Source organism: Legionella navarrensis (assembly GCF_052527415.1).
Genome location: NZ_JBNVZR010000001.1, coordinates 211,483 through 235,398, shown reverse-complemented (window position 1 = coordinate 235,398; position 23,916 = coordinate 211,483). Strand labels below are relative to the sequence as shown.

Here is a 23,916-nt window from a genome sequence, read left to right as displayed (position 1 = left end):
CAAAGATATTCTGATTGAGCAAGGCTTGCGCCATTCAGTCAGATTAAATATATTGATAGACCGAGAGTACGATTTCGTACCTCATTTTTTTAAGCAAAGGAGTTGCTATGTCACGTTTACAAGAACTGGTTACAAGGCTGGTGCAGGTAATTGCAAAATACCACTTATCACAAACGAATGATGAACAAAATATCGATGAGCTCTGCCGCATGTCAGATGTTGATTTGCACCTTAAACTGACCGAGCTGAACAAGGCAGCACGACCGGATCGCCAGACATTATTGGCCTATATCCTGGCAACGGTCGATATTATTCGCCCTCTGGTTAACAGCGGACAATTGCTGACCGCGCCCGAAAAATTGAAAATCGAACGGATATTAACCAGTTTTATCGTAAATCTACTCACACTCCTCAGCATCAGTCAGAATAACGGACACATCGTTACCATCGATCAGGTTGGAATGGTTAAGCTCTCGAACGATCCCAAAGGCATGCCCAGAGATATGATATATAAGATGCTGCCAGACATGTTTACTTACATTCAATACGGCTCTGAGTTTTACTATCTGCAAAAATATGTCGGGCTGATAGAGCTGACACCAGGTCCATCTGCCCAGCTTGACAGACTCTTCCCTGCCGAGTTCGATGTGCCTGCCCTGGCAACACCGGCAAAGTTAAACGCAATAAAAGAGACTACAGGACATGATTGCGCAGGCTCGCAGATGACAGTAAAAGGCATGGTCAGTCGCTGTCGTTTTACTCAGAGCTGGCAGACCGTCACCAATGAATTTATCATCCCAATGGCTTTGAATACGAAAAGCACGGAGCATGAAATAAGACAGCTGATTCGCAAATGGATAGGCAAGCATCAGAACTCTCTGCAGACCGTGGCGCTGACCCATGAACTCAGACAGCTTACCGAAACCTCAACAGCCGAGATAAGCGCTCTGCGCAGTGAGCTGGGAAGCCTCAGGCAAGAGCATGCGCTGGTATTACGGGAAAAGGACGACGAAATTGCTCGACTGCGAACCCGCGCAGAAATATCTGAGCGGGAAATTGCTGAGCTGCGCATACAAAACAGTGAGCTGCGTCAAAAGAGAGATCCAGTCGCTCAGGTTAAAAGCTACGAAGCCGCGAGCACCTCGGCCTACCTGACCCGCGCGGGTTTCTTTCCTCATGAGCGTTCAACAGGCCCATTTTTCAGTCGGGTTATGCTTTCAGGCGATTCTCCTACCGGCCCTTCCTCACCCTAGAAGGAACAGAAAACAGCAGTTTTGTTAATTTTGGCGCATTGTTCAGGCAAATGCGCCAAAATTGCCGTCAAAACAGGAACAAGGTTCGCAATCTTCGACAAAATAGCGTTATAATTGCATTAATCAGACCATTCAAGACAAACACGACACAATATGACAAAAGCCACTTACTTTCTGCGTAAGGGACTCTGGACACTAATCAGCCTGTTCTTTGTCTTGCTTATTGGCGGCAGCTTCCTCTATTTATATCTCGAAAGTGAATTACCTGATGTTGACTCGCTGAAAACCGTGCGCCTCCAGGTTCCTCTGCGTATCTACACCCAGGATGGAAAACTGATTCAGGAATATGGCGAAAAACGACGCATTCCCGTCACCTACGACGAAATCCCAAAAACACTGGTATACGCCTTGCTGGCTACTGAAGATCAGCGTTTTTTTGAGCACCCTGGCGTCGATATCTTCGGCCTTGGCCGCGCGACCCTGCGGATGATCAGAACCGGCACGAAATCCCAGGGCGGCAGTACCATCACCATGCAGGTAGCCCGTAATTTTTTTCTGACACGTAAGAAAACATTCTTACGTAAATTCAATGAAATTCTGCTCGCCATCAAGATTGACCGCGAACTGAGCAAGGAAAAAATTCTTGAGCTGTACCTGAATCGAATTTATCTCGGAAACCGTGCCTATGGCGTTGCGGCCGCAGCCTACACCTACTACGGTAAAACGCTGAAAGAACTGAATCTGGCGGAAATGGCCATGATAGCCGGACTGCCTCAGGCGCCCTCCACACAAAATCCCATTGTAAATCCCAAGGCGGCAAAAAAACGGCGCGACCACGTTCTCGAGCGTTTACTCGAAGAAAAATACATTACCGAGGAACAATATCAGGACGCAATCAAACAACCGGTTATGGCCAGATACCACGGTATCAACATTGAAGTTCATGCCCCCTACGTTGCGGAAATGATTCGTCAGTCACTCTACGATAATTTTGGCGCCAAGGCTTATACACGCGGTTATAACGTCTACACCACCCTGATCAGCAACAAACAGAATGCAGCGAATCAGGCGGTGTTTGATCAGCTGATGGCCTATGATCGCCGCCACGGTTACCGTGGTCCTGCGGCACACATCGATACGCTCCCAGATACACCGGGAGCTGTAATCGATAAACTGCTGCAGCCCTATCCCGGCATTCACCAGATGGAGCCGGCACTGGTTACCCGTGTCAGCGAAAAATCGGCTACAGCCATGATGCGCCATGGACAAATGATCACAATCCCATGGGAGGGCCTGTCCTGGGCCAGACCGGCTCTGAAACGGGGCTGGATGGGTAAGCTGCCGGTTAACGCCCGTCAGGTTACGTCCATGGGGGACATTGTTTATGTGACTCAAACAGACAAAGGCTGGGTATTGACTCAGGTTCCACAGGTAGAAGCGGCTCTGGTCGCCCTGAACCCCAATAACGGAGCGCTGGAAGCGCTGGTGGGCGGATTCAGTTTTGAAAAAAGTAAATTCAATCGGGCAACGCAGTCTCTTCGTCAGCCAGGCTCCAGCTTCAAACCCTTCCTCTACGCTGCCGCCCTGAACAAAGACTATACCCTGGCAACCCTGATTAACGATGCGCCGATTGTGGTCGACACACCGGGTCAACCCAATTTGTGGCGCCCGCATAACGATAAAAAAACCTTCAGCGGCCCTACCCGACTGAAAGAGGCTCTGGTGCGCTCGCTTAACATGGTGTCTATTCGCATTCTGGATGATCTGGGCTTCGATTACACCATCGACTTTGCCTCTCACTTCGGTTTCCATAAGAAGCAAATGCCACGCGCTCTGTCACTTGCCCTGGGCAGCCTGTCGGTAAGCCCTATTGATTTGACCAGCGCCTATGCGGTGTTTGCCAACGGTGGCTACAAAGTAGAGCCCTATCTTATCGATCGCATCACCGACAACGACGGGGACATTCTGCTTAAGGCAACACCGGCCATTGTGTGCAATCCCTGCGAGCAGGATAAGGATCACCCGGCTACGCTGGCACCGCGCGTGATACCGGCGGATGTGGCATTTCTGATGTACACAGCGATGAGAGACGTCGTGCAACACGGTACGGCGCGCGCTGCTACCGTGCTTAACCGTCAGGATATTGCGGGTAAAACGGGCACCACGAATGATCAGGTGGACACCTGGTTTGCCGGTTTTAATCCGGATTTGGTTGCTGTCGTCTGGGTTGGATACGACAATCCTCAGTCTCTGCATGAATACGCCGCTCAACTGGCCTTGCCACTGTGGATTGAGTTTATGAAAAGCGCCCTGAATAAACAGCCTGAAAAATTTCTGGCACAACCTGATAATGTAGTGGCAGTACGTATTGATCCAAAAAGCGGACTTCTGGCGCCAGAGAATCAGCCTAATGCCATTGTTGAATATTTTCGGGAGCAGGATGTGCCTGCTGCTGAAGAAGGTGCGGCCGAAGCTCAGGGAGACGCAGGCCTCGCCGCTCCCGCCGATGAGGTACAGGATAATTTATTTTAGGCTTTGTTGAGTAAAGATCACCCGAATACAAGCATGCCCACAGAGCTGCGGTATGGCACGAAACAGGCTCCCTTCTCCCTGGTTAAGTGAGAAGGGTTGGGGATGAGGGTTGTTTCATCAGATAAACCGGAACATCGACGACGTAGGTTGGGCCTTGGCCCAACAATTAGCCTGGGTGCCAATTCCATGTTGGGCCAAGGCCCAACCTACGCCAAAATTGAATATTGATAGAACACTAGAGCAATTATCAACATCCCCTAAGCAGGCAGCCTCAGGCTCTTTCCCAGCCAGCGTTTTGCAACAGCGCCAAAACCGCCTCCCGCTCCTGTTCCCAGTCTGTCTGTTTTTCAGGGTTTAACAGTCCTGCGTGCAGCGCGCGGTGGTATGCGCGCAGCGCCCGTTGAAGAACACTGCATTCAGAGGATGTCAGCACCGAATGGCTGGCAAGCTGCCTCAGCAGACTCGATGTGTGCGTATAGCGGCTGATTGAGGGGATGGGGCTTATCAACACCAGATACTGCACGAAAAACTCCAGATCAATCAACGCACCCGGGGCATATTTCACGCCCTCTGAGCCGAGTTGCTGCTTTATTTTCTCCCGCATACCCTGTACGTCGGTGCGAATCATTGCTTCATCACGGGACATGGATAATACATCTTTCTTCAATTGACGAAAGACCGCCCTGCTCCGGCTGTCCCCTGCGATAATACGCGCTCGAATCAAGGCCTGATGCTCCCATGTCCAGGCGCTTGCCTGCTGATAGTTCACAAAGGCAGATAATCTGCTTACCAGCAGACCTGATTCGCCAGATGGACGCAGGCGAGTGTCTACTTGATACAAAATTCCGAACTGCGAGCGAGCCGTCAGCATGTGTATGATTTTTTGTGTCAGGCGAATGACATAAGCCTCCTGATCCGGCGGGCAGGTATGCAAAAAAACCAAATCCAGATCCGAGTTGTAATTCATTTCCCGGCTACCCAGTTTTCCATAGGCAATAATAGCCAGCTTTTCGACGACAGCATTTATGGCGGGATAACGATCATTCAATTGCCGTGCCGCCAGCAGGACAACCTGAGCCAGAACAGCCTGAGCCAGATCGGCAAGAAACCCTGCTGCCCGCTGAGCGCTCACCTGGCCACGCAATTCAGCCCTGGCTACCGACAGCCATTGCGTCAGTTTGAACTGGCGAAGACTGTCTTCCCTGGCCTCGTCGTCCTCACACAAAGCCAGTTGCTGTGTCAACTGCTGCTCAAGCTGATGACGCGTTGGCGTCTGCCAGCGCCCGGTATTGGCCAGCAGCAGCTCAAGCAGAAAAGGATGAGTAACCAGAAGTTCCGTGATAAACGGACTTTCTGCAAACCAATACAGTAATTCATGCAGGGCGCAGAGATTTTCCGTAAGCAGCGCCAGATACGCACTGCGACCCACGATATTTTCGAGCAGGTGAATCACATTCAACAAAACAGACTCGGCATGATCCATGTCCGTCAGCTGCCGTAACAATAAAACCATGAAACGATCGAGTCGCAGGCGGGCAGCCTGAGTCAGACGCCGGCAGCGCGGAGCGTGGCGGAAGGCGTGGATCAGCTGGTAGCAGCGCTCAGCCTGCTGATAGCCGAGACTGGCCAGCAGATTGATCGCCATGTCGGTTTCCACATGCCCCTGCCATACGCTGGTGAGTTGATTCATTAACAGACGTTCGCCATCTTCCGGCTGATCATTCGTATGCAGTACCGCATGAAAAAGGTAGGAAATAATGCGTCGGTATTGCTGCAGACGGTTCATCAGCGCCTCCCAGGACTCATAGCCCATGGCATAGGCGATCTGTGCCTGGCGCTCCGGATCAGCGGGCAGAGAATGTGTCTGCTGGTCGTTTTCAGACTGCAGGCAGTTTTCAAGTCTGCGTAAAAATAAATAAGCCTGTCTCAAGGCTGCGGTTTTGGGTAATAGTTTTTCCTGATGCACCGCCTCCAGCGCCTGTAGCAGACTTTGCTGACGCAAAGACGGAATGCGTCCACCGCGAATGAGCTGCACATTCTGTACGATAAATTCAATTTCCCGAATCCCGCCGAGCCCTCGCTTGATGTCATCCAGACGCGGATTACGCTGAATTTCCCGCTCTATCATGGACTTCATGCTGCGCAGGGACTCGATCACACTGAAATCAACGTAACGACGATAGGTAAACGCGCTTATCAAGGAGTGAAACCAATCCGGCGTGCTGCCCAGAACGCGGGCCTTGACCATGGCGTAACGCTCCCAGTCACGCCCCTGCTCCTGATAATAGGTTTCCATGGCCGCCAGAGACGAAACCAGTGCACCGCTGTCACCGTTGGGGCGAAGGCGTAAATCAACACGAAAGACAAAACCATCCTCGCTTATGTTCTGTAAGACCTGGATAAACGACTGCACCACCCGGGTAAAATACTGTTCATTACTCTGAGATTCCTTGCCATCGGTGTAACCGCTGCTCGAGATCACCATGATCAGATCTACGTCCGAGGAGTAATTTAATTCACGCCCGCCCAGTTTGCCCATGGCCAGTACATACAGTTGTACCGGCATTCCATTGGCATCCCGGGCCTGACCATAGCGCAGGCTCAATTCCTGCTGACACCAGGCCAGCGCATGCAGAATAACAGCGTCCGCAAAATCCGACCAGGCAAGCAGCGTATCTTCCGTACTGGCCAGCCCCGCCTGTTCCCGCAGCATCAGACGTAAAAAATGATAGTGACGAAAGCGGCGCAGCGCGCGGGGAAAATGGCTGTTGTCCAATGCGACCTGTTCGTGTAACAGGCGGGTGTAGTCGTTCAGGTCGAGGGGATTGAGGCAACTGTCATCGTTCATCAGTTGCTGCAGACAATCGATATGCCGTCCGGCATAGGTACTGACCAGCAGCACATCTCGAATCGCTGCATGCAGTGGATGAGAGCAGTCCGGAAACAGGCGCTGGATGTTTGGTAATCTAAGCTTCAGTAATTCCGCTATGTCTGGCACTGGTTTCCCCGGGCTGTAAAATATGATGCTATACTATTATAATGAAAAATCAATACGATGCGGTCTAACAAGGATGAACAAATGAAAACCCCAGGGATTTTAGCAGGTCTGGTACTTTTTTTTGGAACCGCTCTGCACGCCGCAGATCTCCCGCCACTCAATGTAGCCGTGGATACCTTCTCACCGGCCTTTGTCATGCAGGCCAACAAACAACTCTACGGTTTTGATATTTCCATGATGGAAAGCATCTGCAAAAGCATTCAACGCCAGTGCGTCTTTCAACCCATGCCGTTTTCGCAGCTCATCGATTCGGTAGAATCGGGAAAGTATGATGTCGCCGTTGGCAGTATCGCCATCAGTCCTGATCGCGCAGCCCGGGTAAATTTTTCTGACTCGTACCTGGCCAGTATGGGACGATTTGTCACCCTTAAAAAAAATACGGCCAAACCCTTTACCCTGACGTCGCTGAATAATCAGACCATAGGCGTTGAAAAAGGCTCCATGTTCGCGCAGGCACTGGCATCTTTTCCTATTGTTAACCCCAAAATTATCGAATACCCCTCTGCGGAGGCCATGATTGATGCGATGAAGAACGACGAGATTACCTATGCCGTAGCCCCCAACCCAGGCGCCCTGTTCTGGCAATCGCAAACCTCTGGTGAGTTTGCGGTGCTTGGACAACCGTTTAACTATGGGTTTGGGCTCGGGATAGCGGTTAACAAATCGGATATGGATTTACTGAACCAGATAAACAAGGCACTGGCTCAGTATCTGGTCAGTCCTGAGTATAAAGCCAACTACAACAGCTATCTGAACTTTTTTTAGATAGGATCGCGAATCAGTGCAGGGTCTGGCCGTTGATCAGACAGCGGGTGACGACCTTTCGTGTCACATAATCGCCCTGTTCTGGTCCGTAGGCTGACACAAAATGTCTGGCCAGCGTGGTTACCCAGTTCGCCAGGCGAAAGCCCATGTGACGCTCCTGATGATTATGGACGACTTCAAATAAACCCAGTGTGTCGCTGTCTACCTGCGTGGCGTATTCTTCGATAACCTGTTCAGCTATGAGCATGTCTTTATCTTTTGTTGGCCAATTTTGATTCATAACTTCCTCCCCCAAATAATGGTATTAACTCAAGTTACTTAGCAAATATGTCTGGTCAAAAAACAAAATTTCAAGTCCTGGCACCCTGCGGTTCCTGCCAAAGGGTAACAAATAATACCATAACCATCGGGCCAACAAACAGCCCGAGAATGCCCAGCGTCTCAACACCGCCGAGAATACCAAACAGTACCGCGAGAAATGGCAGCTGAATTGCCCCGCCAATCATCACGGGTTTGACGAAATGATCCGCCACAAACATTACCAGTGTCCCCCAGACCAGCACAATAACGGCTCCAATCATCGAACCACTGGAGAATAAAATCAGGGCTATGATAACAAACACAATCGGCACAACAAACGGAATCATAGCGGCACAGGCCGTGATAAATCCGGTCAGCGTCGGGCCAGGGAAGCCCACCAGCACGTAACAGATACCCATCAATATACCAACGCCCAGCCCCACCAGAATGGTACCGTTAACGGTAGAACGCAGAGCCGCCGGCAGGCGATCGGCATAACGAAACCAGCGCTGACCAAGGCACTGCTCTCCCAGCTCGTTAATTTGTTCAAACAGCCTGTCACCATCGCGGTAAAAGAAAAACAGCGTCAGCATGGTGAATCCCAACTGAAAGCCACGATGCACCAGATTGGCCCCAATCTGTTTGATGTAATAGCTGGCCGGCGTCAGGGACAGGTGAAGATTGGATAAAACCTGACGCAGGCTGCCAGGCTGGCCAAAATGGCTGTCCCAGTACTGCACCAGATCCGCACCAACAATGGGGAACTGCTGCAGTAAAAGCGGCGCTTCGCCGCCATCGCGATTAACCAGTTGCAGATAATTAATAAAATACTGCAGCTCCTTTACCACCAGCGTAACCAGCCAGCTTAAGGGGATCAGCAGCAACAGGCTTAATATCGAAGTAAACAGCAGGGCCGCCAGATTATGGTAGCGGCCAAACATGGCGCGCCAGCGTTTATATAGAGGATAGGTTGCAATAACGATGATCGCAGCCCACATCATCGAAGGAATGAAACGGTGGATAATAAAGACCGTGAAGGCAACAATACTGATGGTCAAGGCAATGGATATTAGTTCTTTATGATTTGCATTCATGCCGACACGCTCCATGCCAGAGTCTGAAGAATAAGCCAGGCTGGAACAGCAGCCAGCACGTCATCCAGCATAATCCCCAGTCCTCCCTGAACCTGTCTGTCAACCATGCGTATGGGAAACGGCTTCAGGATATCGAAGATACGGAACAGGGCAAACCCAGTCAACATCCATATCAAACCGGACGGAGCAAAAGCCATGGTTAAAAGATATCCAACTACCTCGTCCCACACAATGCCGGAAAAATCATGTTCGCCAAGCTCCGCGCTCACCTTGTCGCTTACCCAGACACCCAACACAAAAAACAACAGCGTCAGCAAAAGATACAGCCAGGAAGAGCAGGACATAATCAGCCAATAGACAGGAAAAGCCGCCAGGGTTCCCCAGGTTCCTGGCGCTACAGGCATTAAGCCACTGCCGAAGCCAAAGGCAATGAACCAGGCCGGATCCTGCCAGACCTTCTGAGAAATCTGTTTTGTATTCATTTTTATCCTGTCTTTAATCCTGAAAATGCGTATAACCACGCGCAGCCAGTAAACCTGTTTCGCAGCGCAGTCCGGGTTCATCGATCATATACCCCACTGGGTAACAGGATAACCCCATGGCAGCCAGATCAGCAAGCAAGTGAGGCGTGTTGTCAGGCGATGACGTAAAACATAACTCATAATCGTCACCACCGCTCAGGGCAAAATCCAGAGCTTTCTCCGGGCAATATTGTTTTAACAGCGGATGGACAGGAATGGACGCCAGGGAAAGGTAAGCGCCGAGGCCACTGGCCTCGCAGATATGATTCAGATCGGCGCTTAAGCCGTCTGAAATGTCCAGTGCGGCTGTGGCATAGGTACGCAGGATGGTCTGTAAGTCGATACGCGCCGATGGGCGCAGCAGCCTGTTCATGACAGTAGCCCTGTCTTCAGCAGCCAGCTCTCCGCCAGCGAGAATACTGACGGCCATGGCCGCTGCGCCGAGCTCGCCAGACACCCAAATGGTATCACCCCGTCTGGCTCCCTGCCGTGTAACGGCTGAACCGGCGGGGGTTACACCGTGAACCGTGATGGTAATACTGAGTGGACCGCGGGTTGTATCCCCGCCAATCAGCGATATATTCAGAGGCCGCAGGGCGGCGTGCAGCCCTTCTGCAAAGCGCGTCAGCCAGGCTTCATTGCTGTCAGGAAGGGTCAGTGCAAGACTGAGCCAGCATGGCGTTGCGGCCATGGCAGCCATATCGCTGACATTCACCATAACCGCGCGCCAGGCTATATCAAAGGGATCCCAGTCATTTAAAAAATGAACACCATCCACGAGGGTATCGGTACTGACCAGCAGGTGATGTTCAGGGGGAACAAGCAGACAGGCGGCATCGTCGCCTATGCCAAAGACCACGTCATCGCGTTTCAGGGCCTTTTGTTTAAACAATACATCAATCAATGAAAATTCATTCATTCGCGTCAAGATTGATCTCAATCGCCCGAACCTGACGCGCCACCTGGTTCAGTACTCCATTGACATAACGATGCCCTTCCTGAGAGCCAAACTCGCGGGCCAGAGAAATAGACTCGTCCAGGACTACGCGCCAGGGGATTTCAGGGCAGAACAGCAGTTCGTAAGTGCCGAGGCGCAACACAGACAGTTCAACTGGGTTTAAACCGTCGATCGCTCTATCGAGAAACGGGATAATAGAACCCTGCACCGCGTCCAGGTTCTCAGGAACACCGTACAGTATCCGGCAAAAATACTCCATGTCCACTTTATCCAGATTATTGGCGACACGAAACTGCGCTTCGATTTCAGGCAGCTCCTGTCCCGACATGAGCCACTGATACAGGGCCTGCAACACCAGTTTACGCGCTCGTCGCTTACCATTTATAGATTGTTTTTCCACAGTTACCTCATGAGGTTTTGTCATCTTTCATTTCATCAATTGTCTGTCTGAAATCGCTGACGTCTTTAAAGCGCTTATACACAGAAGCAAAGCGAACATAGGCAACATGATCAAGGCTATACAGCTGTTTCATCACCATTTCGCCGATTTGCCGGGAATCAATTTCCCTTTCACCACGGCTTCGAATCTCCTGCATGATGCTGACCAGAGACTCTTCCAGATCATCCACACTGACTGGCCGTTTTTCCAGCGCGCGCAGCATACCGGCACGCAGATTAGCCAGGTTAAAAGGTTCCCGGCGTCCATCGCGCTTGATAATAACCGGCATGATAAGCTCGGCTGTTTCGAACGTGGTAAAACGCTCCTGACACTGCAGGCACTGACGTCTCCGCCGCACCTGGGCCCCCTCAGCTACCAGACGGGAATCCAGCACCTTTGTTTCTTCGGCATGACAAAAAGGACAGTACATGATTAACGATAGACTGGAAAATCAAGGCACAATCGCTGAACCTGAGCCTTGACCCGGGCAATAACTGCCTCGTTGGTCACATCGTCCAGCACGTCACACATCCACTGCGTCAGTAATATCACGTCTTTTTCTTTGAATCCTCGGGTGGTTATCGCCGGAGTTCCCAGTCGCAACCCGCTGGTTACAAAGGGGGAACGCGGATCATTGGGAACCGAATTTTTATTCACGGTAATGTTGGCTCGGCCCAGAGCCGCATCAGCTTCCTTACCTGTGATGTTTTTATCAATCAGGTCAACCAGCATCAGGTGATTCTCTGTACCACCGGATACAATGCGATATCCCCGCTTCATCAGGGTGTCGGCCATCGCGCTGGCGTTCAGCAATACCTGCTGCTGATACAGTTTAAATTCCGGTTGCAGGGCTTCCAGAAAGGCCACAGCCTTGGCTGCAATCACATGCATCAGAGGACCGCCCTGAGTGCCGGGAAATACCGCAGAATTCAGTTTTTTCTCTATTTCAGCGTTGGCACGGGCCAGTATCAAACCACCGCGGGGACCGCGCAGGGTTTTGTGTGTGGTGGTTGTAACTACGTCAGCATAAGGAACGGGAGAGGGATAGAGGCCCACGGCAATCAGCCCGGCGATATGCGCCATGTCGGCCAGAAGAAAGGCTCCGACCGAATCGGCAATCGCTCGAAATCTCGCCCAGTCCAGTTTTTGCGAATATGCTGAAAAACCGGCGATAATCATCCGGGGTCTGTGTTCTCTGGCCAGCTCTTCCACGGCATCGTAATCAATCAGGCCAGTGCTGGTATCGAGGCCGTAGCCAACGCCGCGATACAGTTTTCCGGAAAAATTGACGGTGGAGCCGTGCGTGAGATGGCCGCCATGTGGCAGAGCCATGCCCAGAACCACATCACCGGGCTGCAGCAGGGCCATCATGACGGCAGCATTGGCCTGCGAACCGGAATGAGGCTGCACGTTGGCGTAATCGGCACCAAACAATTGTCTGGCGCGCTCAATGGCCAGCGTTTCAGCCACATCAACGTATTCACAGCCACCGTAGTAGCGCTTGCCAGGATAGCCTTCTGCGTATTTATTGGTCAGAATAGAGCCCTGCGCTTCCAGCACTCTTGGGCTCGCATAATTCTCTGACGCGATCAACTCGATATGATCTTCCTGGCGCTTGCTCTCAGCCTGCATAGCCTGCCAGAGCTGTTCGTCAAACCCGGCGATTGTAAACTGTTTATCAAACATGAGCCGCCCCGGTTTATTTTACGACCAAATCGTTTCGCACAACCCTGACACCAGGATTCCTGCGTGCAATCTCGCCAGCGCGGCTTTTGACCGACTGACTGCCGACGAAGCCACTCAACTGCACTTCATCCTTATATGTCTTGACCTGAATGGACAGAGCACCACCACCCAGTCTATCGATTAACTGCGCCTTGATTTTTGCTGTTGTTGCCGAGCTGTCAATAAACTCACCGGTGCTTTCCGTGGTGGGACCTGCCGAGCAGGCAACCAGAGCCAGTCCGGCCAGCGACAAGGCTATCGTTTTTATTTTTTTTAACATGCTCTCTCTCCTGAGATAATCAAAGGCAAAAGACTACCACATTACAGGCAATTAGTCATGACCGTGGACGTTATTGTTACGGCTTTCGTGACCATGAACCGCAGCAGGAACCCGTCCGCGGGGTCTGTAATGATTGCGGGCGTACTTGCGCTGGTGCCTCATATCCGTGTGACCATGGACGTTATGAGGTGCCGGCATACGCTGGTAGGAACTGACGGGCTGCCAGGAGCGTTCGACCTGTACAACCGGCGCCTGATGATGCAATCGATTGTTGTAAAAAAGATCATCCTGCATGGCGCAGGCACCCAGCGTTGGGAACATCAGTAAAACAAGGGATAATGGCTTGATCATAATGGAATACCTCTACAAATGGTCATCCTTCGCATGACGAAGGATGACAGACAGACATGATTTATCTGGTGCTGATTTGGGCTTTAACCTGATTGGTCAGATACGGTACGATACGGACCGTGCTGCCAGGGCGTGTGTAACCGGAATAAATGTGGTACCCGCTGAAGGTAACGATATCCAGATACATATCACGATGACAGTAACCGTAAAAATACAGGCTGATGTAATGGGGTGCTTCCCAGGTGTACATATTAAAAGGCGACATGGTCGAGCCATCGTCGAACTGACCATATACTGTTACGTGGTCACGACTGTCGTTAATGAGCTCAATTTCACAATAGCCGGGAGCCATCGCGCTTTTGCCTGACTGCTCGGCAGAGACAGACGCGGGAGCTACATCAGCCTTAGGGTGAATGTGACGGTTTCCCGCAACAGCTGTGCCCAGCAAACCCAGACAACATGCGAACAAAACTGATTTTATTTTCATTTTAATCCCTGTAACAGTTTGTGGAAATCGCATGGTAACAAAGGGTTTAATTTAGTCAACAGGTTTTTTTTGTGTCCACGACCATCAGGAACCCGGCTAAAAGCCGCAATGCATTTGAACAGCGCAGTCACCTGATGTTATATTATCCCAGATTGAATACCTGTCTGAGGATAAAAATGAATAAGCGTATGACCATCATGGTTACAGCACTGGTACTTGTCTTTGGTGGAATCATAGGGTTCAATCTGTTCAAGGCATTTATGATTAAACGCTTTTTTGCCAGTTACGAAGCCCCGCCTGCTTCCGTATCATCCGTTGTCGCAAAAAAAATTGAGTGGCAGCCATACATCAGTGCTGTCGGTAACTTTGCTGCCATAAACGGGGTAGACGTCAACTCACAGGCCTCTGGCAACGTAGTCAGCATTCATTTTGAATCAGGTCAGTATATAGAAAAGGATCAGCCTCTGATCGATATCGATGATCGCATCGATCAGGCCAATCTTAAGTTTGGTCAGGCTGATATGGCCCTGAAAGACATCAACTATCAGCGCCAGGTCAACCTCTACAAACGCGCGGCTACCCCAGGATCCAGCGTGGACGAGGCCAAGGCGAGTCTCGCCCAGGCTCAGGCCAACGTAGAAAAAACCTCTGCTGAAATCCAGCAAAAGCACATTACGGCCCCTTTTTCAGGTCAGCTTGGTATCCGTCAGGTCAACCTCGGACAGTACATCACACCAGGACAGACGTCCATCGTCAGTCTGCAGTCACTTGATCCGCTGTATCTCAACTTCAACTTACCCGAGCAGTTATTCAAACAGCTTTACGTAGGTCAAAAAATTCGATTTCACGTTGAAGAGTTTCCTAATGCCTATTTTCTGGGGAAAATCAGCGCAATTAACTCCAAGGTTGATCTGAACACACATAATATACAGGTGCAGGCAACGGTACCCAACTGTCCATCTCTTGCTGTCAGCGACCCGACCAAATCACCGTTAATCAAGGTGGAGAAAATTCCGGGAACCGAGAAAAGCATCATCAGCTGCAGCACGGAAACCAATACAGCAAATCACGTACAGAAATTTGTGCTCATGCCCGGAATGTTTACATCCATAGAAGTGGAACAAAAACCCATACCTGATGTCGTAGTTCTGCCCTCCACCTCGATTTCCTATAGTCTCTATGGTAATTCCGTTTTCATTATTGAACCCCTGGAGAAACCCAGACAGACCGCTGATGGAAAGGAAATCATGCAGGTCAGACGTGTCTTTGTTAACACTGGAGAACAGCAAAACAATTACACGATCATCAAGAGCGGCGTAAAACCTGGCCAGCTGGTCGTCAGCTCTGGCGAATTAAAATTACAGAATGGTTCCCATGTTGTGATTAACAACAGCGTTCAGCTGAATGATAAAGCCGATTTCAACAAGCTGGGCCAATAATTGCAGACAGCGTATTAATTTAGCCAGGATACTACATGAATTTTACTGATATATTTATCAAACGACCTGTGCTGGCGACCGTCGTCAGCCTGCTGATTTTTCTCTTTGGACTAAACTCTATCAGCAGCATGCAGATACGACAGTATCCGCGCATGGATAACACGGTTATTACCGTCACCACAAGTTATCCAGGTGCCGATGCCAACCTGATAGCGGGCTTTATTACTACGCCTCTGGAGGCCGCGGTAGCGAGCGCCGAAGGCATCGATTACATGACGTCATCCAGCGTACAGGGTCTCAGCACAATTACGCTTAACATCAAACTGAACTTTAATCCTCAGGTGGCGTTTACCGATGTCATGAGTAAAGTGCAGCAGACGCTGAATCAGCTGCCTCCCCAGGCTCAGCAGCCGGTTATTGTGAAAAGTTCGGACTCGTCAACCGCCCTCATGTACATCAGTCTCGACAGCGTAGAAATGACCCCGCAGCAGATCACCGATTATGCCGTCCGCGTTGTTCAACCCCAGATTCAAACAGTAGATGGTGTGGCCAAAGCTGAGATTCTCGGCGGCGCTACCTACTCCATGCGTATATTCCTCGACCCAATCAAAATGGCAGCACTGAACGTATCTCCGTCTGAGGTAAGCACTGTTCTGTCCAACAACAATTTCTTAACAGCCGCAGGCAGCACGAAAAATGAATACGTGGCTATTAACATGACGGCCAAGACCGATTTAACCAATGCTGAGGAATTTGGCGAGCTGATTGTGCGCAGCGATAAAAACTCCATTATACGTATCAAAGACATCGGCAAGGTCATTTTAGGATCACAGAATTATGACACGACTGTAACCTTTGACAGTAAAAAGGCCGTATTCATAGCCATTAGCCCTACCCCAACCGCCAACCCCCTGACGGTAATCAGCGATGTGCGTAAACTGTTTCCTTCCATAACCCGGGAATTTCCCCCATCGCTGAAGGGAACTATTGTCTACGACGCCACCGATTTTATCAGGGCATCGATTAAGGAAGTAGTGCGAACGATTATTGAAGCTGCGGTGATTGTTATTATTGTTATTTATCTCTTTCTGGGATCGTTCCGCTCCGTCATTATTCCTGTAGTAACCATCCCTCTTTCGCTGGTTGGTGTCTGTACCCTGATGTTGTTTTTGGGCTACTCAATCAACCTGCTGACCCTGCTTGCGTTTGTGCTGGCTATTGGTCTGGTGGTGGATGACGCCATTGTCGTGGTGGAGAATGTACATCGCCATATTGAGGAGGGTAAAACGCCTCTGGAGGCGGCCCTTGTCGGCGCGCGTGAAATTGCCATTCCCATTATTGCCATGACCATTACACTGGCCGCCGTGTACACACCTATTGGTTTTATGGGTGGACTGACGGGTGCGTTGTTCAAGGAATTTGCATTTACCCTGGCCAGCGCTGTTATCATTTCCGGTATCATCGCCCTGACGCTGACGCCAATGATGTGCTCCAGAATTTTGTCCGCTGAAAACAGCGGAGGCCGCTTCACGAATTTCCTGGATCGCATTTTCAATCGCCTGAAAGACATCTACAAAGGCGCCCTGCATAGTCTGCTGGAATCACGTTCTATCATTCTTGTACTTGCCGCCACTGTTCTGTTGATGCTGCCTTATCTGTACAGCAAGACTGCCAGCGAAACTGCTCCTGAGGAAGATCAGGGCTTCTTTTTTGTGGTTGGTACGGCGCCGCAGTATGCCACCATTGATTATGTGGAGGCCTATACCAGACAATTCGACAAAGTTTATCAAAGCTTCCCTGAAACAGAACATTACTTCAGCATCAATTCCAGCACGCCTTTTTCTGGCATGGTACTGAAGCCATGGGATAAGCGGGAGGGCAGCCAGTTCAAGCTGAAACAGCCCCTGCAAAACAAACTGGACGAAGTGACTGGATTAAAAGCCTTTGCCGTTATTCCACCGCCTTTACCTGGTGGCGGGCAGGGAACGCCAGTCCAGTTTGTGATTAAAACCACCAACGACTTTCAATCCCTGTATGAAGTGTCGAACAAATTAATGGAAAAAGCCCAGAACAGCGGTTTGTTTATTTTCATGGACAACAGTCTGAAGTTCAATCAACCTGAGGTACAGTTTGAGATTAATCGCGCCAAGGCATCCGAGCTGGGACTCGACATGCGGGCAATCGGCAGCAGCCTGACCAGCGCCCTTTCTGGCAACTATGTCAACTACTTTAATCTGATGGGACGCAGCTATGAGGTGATTCCTCAGCTGGACAGACGTTATAGACTGAGCCCGGATAAGCTGAGCCAGATTTACGTTAAAACAGCCAGTGGCAACATGGTGCCCCTATCAACAATCGTTAGGCCGGTAGAAAAACTGCAGGCAAACGCCATCACCCACTTTCAGCAGTTAAACTCGGCAACCATCCAGGCGGTTATGATGCCAGGCAAGACGCTGGGCGAAGGCCTTGCCTACCTCCAGGAGCAGGCCAACAAGCTCTTACCCAAAGGATTTACCTACGATTACGGCGGGCAGTCACGCCAGTTTGTGCAGGAAGGTAATGCGTTGATCTTTGCCTTCTTCCTTGCCATCATCGTGATTTTCCTGGTGTTGTCAGCACAATACGAAAGCTTCCGCGATCCCTTAATCGTTCTGATCAGCGTGCCCATGTCCATTTGCGGTGCACTCATTCCGCTCAACCTGGGGCTGGCGTCGATCAATATCTATACGCAGGTCGGCCTGATTACGCTGATTGGCTTAATCAGTAAGCACGGTATTTTGATTGTGGACTTTGCCAATAAGCTGCAAAAAGACAAACAGCTCGACCGGCGGGCAGCAGTTGAAGAAGCCGCGTCGATTCGTCTGCGCCCTATCCTGATGACCACCGCTGCCATGGTGTTTGGCGTAGTGCCTTTGCTGATCGCCTCCGGCGCGGGTGCTGTCAGTCGTTTCGATATTGGTCTGGTTATTTCCTCTGGTCTGCTGGTAGGAACCCTGTTCACTTTGTTTGTAGTACCAACCATGTACACGTATCTGGCTGCTGATCACCGCCATGATGCGTAATACGCCTGCGTAATATTATTTTCTGGGCCTTAGAGCAAGGCCCAGCCTTCCTGTTGAATCAAAAACCTCAATGTGCTACATTTACGCACGTTTTAGCTATTTATTTACACAAATCAAGCTCCACGGACCCGGGCTGTCACTAACTGGAGTTACATATGTCTTTAAAAATGCCGCCAGGACATTTTGTCCTGCTCAGCCGCCTGGTGACTCAGTTCAATGAAGCATCAGAAGCCGCTGATGTGGTAAAGCAACTGTATTATCTGCAAAAAATCCATTACGAAATCAACAAAACTACATTCGACGGCCCGCTGTATGACTGGGTTAATCATAAAAAGCCGAACGGCTGGAAAGCGAATCTGCTGGCACATGGCATTCATCCTTACGCGTCATTCTATCTGTCAAGCATGCAGTTTGCCGGGGCTCTGGCGAAGACAATGCAGGTAGATGACCCTCTGTACGAGCCTGAAGTGAGCCCCGCAGAAGGTCTCGACTCATTGAATGAGCTTCGCCTGATGCAGCAGCGGAACCGGCTGTTCGGAACGGATGATTCCGACGCGAACCTGCAAAACTGGGTGAGTCTCAATCTTAAGCTTAACTACCTTGCTCATCATAAAGCACACATTTCAGAAACCATAACAAAACACTGTGACATTTTGGAACGGACGGCCGATCTGATTCGTTACATCAAAAACGACATCAGCCCTGACGAAAATCCAGCTGACGACACGCGCTTCAGCATGCGCAATCTGGGTGACGAGCAAACCAACAACTACAATGTCATTGTCAAAGTACAAGACCTGCCAGATGAGCTGGTGATTCGAGCCGAAGACCGGGCGGCCCTTGATGTAGAGCAGGATGCTCAGGCATCAGAAGCTGCTAACTACTTTATTCAGGATTATGGCGTTTTTATTTTAGAAGTCATGAACGATGGTGATATCGAATACAAACCCGTTGTGCTCAGCCAGTTTGCCAATCAGGGCAGCTTACGCAATGTGGCCATGAAACTTGGTGAGGAATACGCCACCGCACTGGCAGAAGGAAAAGACCGCTCACAAAAGATTGCCACGGGTGCCGCTCAGTATTTTGAGCAGATGTCTAACTTTTGTACTCAACTGATTGGCGCAAATCTTTACCACCCGGATATCAAACTCAGTAATTTCCTGGTTGACCGCAACAGGCTGCGTCTCAGTGATCGAAAAACCCTGACGAAAAATCGGACGCCCAAAGTCAGAGAGACGCGCAGCAGTCCGGCCTATGCTCCAGAAGAATACACCAGATGCATCAGCAAAACCGGTATGTTTAACGCGCAGGCCAGTATAGTCACACTGGATATGCCGAGTTACATGTCCTATCAGCTGGGCATGGCGCTGAAAGAATTCCTGATTCTGACGCAAAGGGAGACACTGCCTGATGAGTTCGATGATCCGGACTATGATGCCGCTTCGTACTTTAGCAATCCACCCCAGAATATTCTGAATTTATCGCTGCTGATTCATGAACTTACCCGAAGCGAACCCAGCCATCGCCTTGAGATTGGCGCGTTCCAGGGCTTATTACGTAATCTCAGCAGTCCAACACAGACATTTTTGAACATGGTTGAATCCGTGAAGTCCTCTGAGCAATTAGGTCTGCAAAATGACATCCAGGAAATCAGCCAGTTACTTACAGACAACACTATCGGTAATAATGAGCTGATGGAGCACAGCAATGCGATTCTGACAAAAATATCAGAACGCAACCCCTCTGAACCACGCCTGATGCTTATGGGCGAACAGCTGGCGACTCATTGCTATGCGCGGATATATCGCGAACATTTTAAACGGTCTATCAGTATACCGTTAGCCGCTGCCAACTGGGCTTTAGCCCCCTGGTACAGAAAGGTGGCTTATTATCTCACGGCCGGTTTCTATAAAGTCGATGAAATTGCGCGGGTCGAAGACATAACGCCCATGCTGGATGTGGACAGCGATCGTTTCAGACAGATTTTTCCGCAGCTGAGTTTTCTTCCTGCATCAGTTCTGGTCAGAGATCTGGGTGTGGCCGGAGCAGATCGATTAATGAAATACGTATCTGAGCTCATGCCAGTTATGGCAGGTGAAGAATCAGAGCTGGACTCAGAATCTGATGAGAGAGCGGATTTGTCCGGCGAGATGGATTCACGGCCATTGCTGAGTACATTCAGAGACGAATATGACGAATACGCCACCGCTGTCCGACGCAGAAGACCTGCCGAAGACAGCCTCGCGAACCATCCGAAAATACGGCTGCAAATGACCGACACGCTGCCGACTGATGCGGAAGACTCCGCCAGCGAGGAAGATCACAACCTCGGCACGATGGTGATTCAATCCAGTCCAGAACCACAGGTTTCGGGTACATCGACCATGGTGATCATGTCTGAGTTATCCCGCACTCCTCCATTCAAAGGGACCATGGTGGTTCGGGCGGATGAAGACGACTCCGATGATGAGCAGAATCGAGGAAGTATCAGGATGAGACAGGCAGCCTCATCCACAGCAAGGGATAATCCCTTTGCCAGTCTCGTGATAGCGAACATAGCTCCCAGGAACAATCTCCTGCGTCGACCGCTGATTTTCAAAGAGCCTGACCGCAGAATAAACGAACGTATGGCACGCGTAACCAGCCTGCACTCTACCCTGTTCCGTCACCAGCTACTACTTGAGGCTGCGTTGCCGAAACAGCAGGCGGGCAGTGACGCACCAGCATCAGCCTACGGGCCTTCCTGACCGTTTATGATTAACTTCAGTTCAAATTAAGATGGGACAGCCCCGCCTCGAGCATATCGTTTAGCGACAACAGCCTGTGTTGCATGTTAGAATCGCAAATTTCATCATTACAGGGTCACACCATGGATAAAACCTATTCTCCCGAGGCTATCGAACAAAGCTGCTATGCCCGCTGGGAAGAGCATCATTTTTTCAGACCCAGAGGCGATGGCAAACCCTATTGCATCATGCTGCCCCCACCTAATGTTACCGGCAGTCTGCATATGGGCCACGGCTTCCAATACACCATTATGGATACGCTTACGCGCTATCATCGCATGCAGGGCGACAAAACCCTGTGGCAGCCTGGCACAGACCATGCCGGCATTTCAACGCAGCTGGTGGTGGAAAGACAACTGGAAGCCCGCGATCTGTCGCGCAAGGACATGACCCGCGAACAGTTTCTCGAGCACGTCTGGGCGTGGAAAAATGAATCCGGAAATCATATTACCCGCCAGATGCGTCGCATGGGTACGTCTGTTGACTGGTCGCGCGAACGCTTCACCATGGACGAAGGCCTGTCCGCAGCAGTACAGAAGGTATTCGTACAGTTACACGATGAGGGCCTGATTTATCGCGGCACCCGTCTCGTTAACTGGGATCCCAAACTGGGAACAGCCGTGTCCGATCTGGAAGTGCTGTCAGAAGAAGAAGACGGTTTCATGTGGCATATCCGCTACCCAATAGCGGACAGCGACGAATCGCTGGTGGTCGCCACCACGCGCCCTGAAACCATGCTCGGTGATGCCGCTGTAGCCGTTCATCCCGAAGACGAGCGTTACCGGCATCTGATAGGAAAACAGGTACAGCTGCCGCTATGCGATCGAACCATTCCCATCATTGCCGACGAATACGTTGATCCAGAGTTCGGCAGTGGCTGCGTCAAGATTACCCCCGCCCATGACTTTAACGACCATGCGGTTGGCAAACGCCACGATTTACCAGCCATCAGCATTTTTAACAAAAAAGCCACGGTAAATAAAAACGCACCGCGCAAATATCAGGGCATGGATCGATTTGTCGCCCGCGAGCAGATTCTGGCTGATTTAGATGCCGAAGGTTTGCTGGTCAAGAAAGTGCCTCATCGTCTGAACGTACCCAGAGGTGAAAAATCAGGCGTGATTATTGAACCCTTATTAACGGATCAATGGTACGTTAAAACCAAGCCACTGGCCGAACCGGCCATGGAAGCCGTACGCAATGGTGAGATTCGTTTTGTACCCGAAAACTGGAACAAAACCTATTTTCAATGGATGGAAAACATTGAAGACTGGTGCATCAGCCGTCAGTTGTGGTGGGGTCATCGCATTCCGGCCTGGTACGACAGTCAGGGTCGTATTTACGTCGGTTACAGCGAAAATGATGTGCGTTTCAAGTATAAACTGGATGATCTGGTATATCTGAAACAGGATGAGGACGTGCTGGATACCTGGTTCTCCTCAGCTCTATGGCCTTTTTCCACGCTGGGCTGGCCTGACCGCACGCCGGAGCTGGAGCAGTTTTATCCAACCTCCGTATTGGTCACTGGTTTTGACATTCTGTTTTTCTGGGTGGCGCGTATGATCATGATGGGCCTGAAATTCACCGGAAAAGTGCCGTTTAAAGACGTGATCATCACCGGTCTGATTCGTGATTCCGAAGGCCATAAAATGTCAAAATCGAAAGGGAATGTGCTGGATCCCATCGATATCATTGACGGCATAGATCAAAAATCGCTGATTGAAAAGCGCACGTCTAACCTGCTGCTTGCGTCCGTTAAAGACAAAATACGCAAAGCCACTATCAAAGAATTTCCTGACGGCATAACCGCCTTTGGTACTGATGCTCTGCGCTTTACTTTTTGCTCACTGGCCTCAACCGGGCGTAATATTCGCTTTGATATGGGTCGTGTCGAGGGCTACCGTAATTTCTGTAACAAGTTATGGAACGCCGCGCGTTATGTGATGATGAACGTAGACGATGAGCAGCTGGATCTCGAAGACGGTGCCTTCCAGTACAGTCCGGCGGATCGCTGGATCCTCTCACGGCTGCAGCATACAATCAGCCAGTGCCATCATTATCTGGCCAGCTATCGTTTTGATTTACTGGCACAAACGCTGTACGAATTTGTCTGGCATGAGTACTGTGACTGGTATCTGGAGTTATCTAAGCCAGTTCTCTACGACGAGCAGGCCCTGGGCGCCATGAAACGCGGCACGCGGCGCACCCTGATTCATGTGCTGGATTATATTTTAAAGCTTCTGCATCCTGTTATGCCGTTTATCACAGAAGAAATCTGGCAGCGTACCAGCAAGTTCACCAGTCAGGGTGGTGAAAGTATCATGCTGACGGCTTATCCGGTGGTTGATCAGGAGTTTGTTGATACGCAGCTGGAAGAAGAAATGACCTGGGTGAAGGAAATTATTCAGGCTCTGCGTACCATCCGCAGTGAAATGGGTATTTCTCCAGCGCGGCAGATTCCCTTGCTGATTAAACAGGCCAGCCCGCAGACCAGAGCCTTACTTGATAAATACCAGGGCATGCTGACGGCTCTGTGCAGGCTAAACGACGTTCACTTTTTGACGGACGGCGAAACTGCGCCGGTTTCAGCATCCGCCGTGGTTCGTGAGCTGGAGCTGTTGATTCCGATGGCCGGTCTGATTAACAAGGAGGCCGAGCTGGCCCGCCTTGATAAAGAGCTGTCTCGACTGGCGAAGGATATTGCCCTGGCACAAGGCAAGCTGGGCAATCCCAATTTTGCAGACAAGGCTCCGGCAGACGTGATTGCCAAGGAACATGAAAAGCTGGCTCAGGCCATGCAGGCCAGAGATAAGCTGCTGCATAACCGTCAGATGATTGAAACCCTGTAGGCTATCATAGTGTGATT

At 50.5% G+C, this 23,916-nt stretch carries 18 protein-coding genes; 7 read left to right on the top strand and 11 right to left on the bottom strand.

Annotated features, from left to right (window positions below):
• Nucleotides 1–107: 107 nt before the first annotated feature.
• Nucleotides 108–1,253, top strand: coding sequence for a hypothetical protein (locus tag ACQUTA_RS00955; protein WP_444986314.1), 1,146 nt, complete (start codon nucleotides 108–110; stop codon nucleotides 1,251–1,253).
• Between the two features lie 153 nt (nucleotides 1,254–1,406).
• Nucleotides 1,407–3,785, top strand: a complete 2,379-nt coding sequence (locus tag ACQUTA_RS00950) for a penicillin-binding protein 1A (RefSeq protein WP_444986313.1) — start codon at nucleotides 1,407–1,409, stop codon at nucleotides 3,783–3,785.
• A gap of 271 nt (nucleotides 3,786–4,056) precedes the next feature.
• On the opposite strand, the gene glnE is transcribed toward ACQUTA_RS00950, so the two are convergent.
• Nucleotides 4,057–6,783, bottom strand: coding sequence for a bifunctional [glutamate--ammonia ligase]-adenylyl-L-tyrosine phosphorylase/[glutamate--ammonia-ligase] adenylyltransferase (gene glnE / locus ACQUTA_RS00945; RefSeq protein WP_444986312.1), 2,727 nt, complete (start codon nucleotides 6,781–6,783; stop codon nucleotides 4,057–4,059).
• Between the two features lie 81 nt (nucleotides 6,784–6,864).
• On the opposite strand from glnE, the gene ACQUTA_RS00940 reads away from it, so the two are divergent.
• The gene (locus ACQUTA_RS00940; protein WP_444986311.1) at nucleotides 6,865–7,608 is read left to right on the top strand and encodes a transporter substrate-binding domain-containing protein; all 744 of its coding nucleotides are present in this window, start codon (nucleotides 6,865–6,867) and stop codon (nucleotides 7,606–7,608) included.
• Nucleotides 7,609–7,621: 13 nt separating this feature from the next.
• Here ACQUTA_RS00940 and ACQUTA_RS00935 read toward each other — a convergent pair whose 3' ends face one another.
• From ACQUTA_RS00935 to ACQUTA_RS00890, 10 genes are all read right to left on the bottom strand, one after another.
• Nucleotides 7,622–7,888: a hypothetical protein gene (locus ACQUTA_RS00935; RefSeq protein WP_444986310.1), complete on the bottom strand. Its 267-nt coding sequence runs from the start codon at nucleotides 7,886–7,888 to the stop codon at nucleotides 7,622–7,624.
• Nucleotides 7,889–7,958: 70 nt separating this feature from the next.
• The gene (locus ACQUTA_RS00930; protein WP_444986309.1) at nucleotides 7,959–9,002 is read right to left on the bottom strand and encodes an AI-2E family transporter; all 1,044 of its coding nucleotides are present in this window, start codon (nucleotides 9,000–9,002) and stop codon (nucleotides 7,959–7,961) included.
• Nucleotides 8,999–9,484 (bottom strand): phosphatidylglycerophosphatase A family protein, encoded by a 486-nt coding sequence (locus tag ACQUTA_RS00925; protein ID WP_444986307.1) that lies wholly within the window; start codon nucleotides 9,482–9,484, stop codon nucleotides 8,999–9,001. Before ACQUTA_RS00925 ends, ACQUTA_RS00930 begins: the two co-directional genes overlap by 4 nt.
• A 13-nt stretch (nucleotides 9,485–9,497) precedes the next feature.
• Entirely contained in the window at nucleotides 9,498–10,442 is a 945-nt protein-coding gene (thiL, locus tag ACQUTA_RS00920) for a thiamine-phosphate kinase (protein ID WP_444986305.1), read from the bottom strand.
• Entirely contained in the window at nucleotides 10,435–10,881 is a 447-nt protein-coding gene (gene nusB / locus ACQUTA_RS00915; protein ID WP_444986303.1) for a transcription antitermination factor NusB, read from the bottom strand. Before nusB ends, thiL begins: the two co-directional genes overlap by 8 nt.
• 7 nt (nucleotides 10,882–10,888) lie before the next feature.
• Nucleotides 10,889–11,350, bottom strand: a complete 462-nt coding sequence (nrdR, locus tag ACQUTA_RS00910; RefSeq protein ID WP_444986301.1) for a transcriptional regulator NrdR — start codon at nucleotides 11,348–11,350, stop codon at nucleotides 10,889–10,891.
• Between the two features lie 2 nt (nucleotides 11,351–11,352).
• A complete protein-coding gene (gene glyA, locus ACQUTA_RS00905; protein WP_444986299.1) occupies nucleotides 11,353–12,606 on the bottom strand; it encodes a serine hydroxymethyltransferase in 1,254 nt (417 codons plus the stop codon).
• Nucleotides 12,607–12,619: 13 nt separating this feature from the next.
• Nucleotides 12,620–12,925: a BON domain-containing protein gene (locus ACQUTA_RS00900; RefSeq protein WP_444986297.1), complete on the bottom strand. Its 306-nt coding sequence runs from the start codon at nucleotides 12,923–12,925 to the stop codon at nucleotides 12,620–12,622.
• Between the two features lie 51 nt (nucleotides 12,926–12,976).
• Nucleotides 12,977–13,276, bottom strand: coding sequence for a hypothetical protein (locus ACQUTA_RS00895; RefSeq protein WP_444986296.1), 300 nt, complete (start codon nucleotides 13,274–13,276; stop codon nucleotides 12,977–12,979).
• Between the two features lie 61 nt (nucleotides 13,277–13,337).
• Nucleotides 13,338–13,763, bottom strand: a complete 426-nt coding sequence (locus ACQUTA_RS00890; RefSeq protein ID WP_444986295.1) for a hypothetical protein — start codon at nucleotides 13,761–13,763, stop codon at nucleotides 13,338–13,340.
• A 176-nt stretch (nucleotides 13,764–13,939) separates the two neighbouring features.
• Here ACQUTA_RS00890 and ACQUTA_RS00885 point away from each other — a divergent pair, with 176 nt between their 5' ends.
• The 4 genes from ACQUTA_RS00885 to ACQUTA_RS00870 all read left to right on the top strand — a co-directional run bounded on the left by ACQUTA_RS00885 (nucleotide 13,940) and on the right by ACQUTA_RS00870 (nucleotide 23,899).
• A complete protein-coding gene (locus ACQUTA_RS00885; protein ID WP_444986294.1) occupies nucleotides 13,940–15,202 on the top strand; it encodes an efflux RND transporter periplasmic adaptor subunit in 1,263 nt (420 codons plus the stop codon).
• Between the two features lie 35 nt (nucleotides 15,203–15,237).
• Nucleotides 15,238–18,264: an efflux RND transporter permease subunit gene (locus tag ACQUTA_RS00880; RefSeq protein WP_444986292.1), complete on the top strand. Its 3,027-nt coding sequence runs from the start codon at nucleotides 15,238–15,240 to the stop codon at nucleotides 18,262–18,264.
• 155 nt (nucleotides 18,265–18,419) lie between these two features.
• Nucleotides 18,420–21,011: a hypothetical protein gene (locus ACQUTA_RS00875; RefSeq protein WP_444986291.1), complete on the top strand. Its 2,592-nt coding sequence runs from the start codon at nucleotides 18,420–18,422 to the stop codon at nucleotides 21,009–21,011.
• A gap of 122 nt (nucleotides 21,012–21,133) precedes the next feature.
• Nucleotides 21,134–23,899 carry a valine--tRNA ligase gene (locus ACQUTA_RS00870; RefSeq protein WP_444986289.1) on the top strand — a complete coding sequence of 922 codons (2,766 nt, stop codon included), beginning with the start codon at nucleotides 21,134–21,136 and terminating at the stop codon, nucleotides 23,897–23,899.
• Nucleotides 23,900–23,916 lie beyond the last annotated feature (17 nt).

Excerpts from the sequence above, each read along its gene's own strand:
- ACQUTA_RS00955 (WP_444986314.1), top strand. The coding sequence starts at position 108 with ATGTCACGTTTACAAGAACTGGTTACAAGGCTGGTGCAGGTAATTGCA.
- ACQUTA_RS00870 (WP_444986289.1), top strand. The coding sequence starts at position 21,134 with ATGGATAAAACCTATTCTCCCGAGGCTATCGAACAAAGCTGCTATGCC.
- thiL (WP_444986305.1), bottom strand. The coding sequence starts at position 10,442 with ATGAATGAATTTTCATTGATTGATGTATTGTTTAAACAAAAGGCCCTG.
- ACQUTA_RS00925 (WP_444986307.1), bottom strand. The coding sequence starts at position 9,484 with ATGAATACAAAACAGATTTCTCAGAAGGTCTGGCAGGATCCGGCCTGG.
- glyA (WP_444986299.1), bottom strand. The coding sequence starts at position 12,606 with ATGTTTGATAAACAGTTTACAATCGCCGGGTTTGACGAACAGCTCTGG.
- ACQUTA_RS00950 (WP_444986313.1), top strand. The coding sequence starts at position 1,407 with ATGACAAAAGCCACTTACTTTCTGCGTAAGGGACTCTGGACACTAATC.
- ACQUTA_RS00930 (WP_444986309.1), bottom strand. The coding sequence starts at position 9,002 with ATGAATGCAAATCATAAAGAACTAATATCCATTGCCTTGACCATCAGT.
- ACQUTA_RS00895 (WP_444986296.1), bottom strand. The coding sequence starts at position 13,276 with ATGATCAAGCCATTATCCCTTGTTTTACTGATGTTCCCAACGCTGGGT.
- ACQUTA_RS00875 (WP_444986291.1), top strand. The coding sequence starts at position 18,420 with ATGTCTTTAAAAATGCCGCCAGGACATTTTGTCCTGCTCAGCCGCCTG.
- ACQUTA_RS00935 (WP_444986310.1), bottom strand. The coding sequence starts at position 7,888 with ATGAATCAAAATTGGCCAACAAAAGATAAAGACATGCTCATAGCTGAA.
- ACQUTA_RS00880 (WP_444986292.1), top strand. The coding sequence starts at position 15,238 with ATGAATTTTACTGATATATTTATCAAACGACCTGTGCTGGCGACCGTC.
- ACQUTA_RS00900 (WP_444986297.1), bottom strand. The coding sequence starts at position 12,925 with ATGTTAAAAAAAATAAAAACGATAGCCTTGTCGCTGGCCGGACTGGCT.
- ACQUTA_RS00890 (WP_444986295.1), bottom strand. The coding sequence starts at position 13,763 with ATGAAAATAAAATCAGTTTTGTTCGCATGTTGTCTGGGTTTGCTGGGC.
- ACQUTA_RS00885 (WP_444986294.1), top strand. The coding sequence starts at position 13,940 with ATGAATAAGCGTATGACCATCATGGTTACAGCACTGGTACTTGTCTTT.
- nrdR (WP_444986301.1), bottom strand. The coding sequence starts at position 11,350 with ATGTACTGTCCTTTTTGTCATGCCGAAGAAACAAAGGTGCTGGATTCC.
- ACQUTA_RS00940 (WP_444986311.1), top strand. The coding sequence starts at position 6,865 with ATGAAAACCCCAGGGATTTTAGCAGGTCTGGTACTTTTTTTTGGAACC.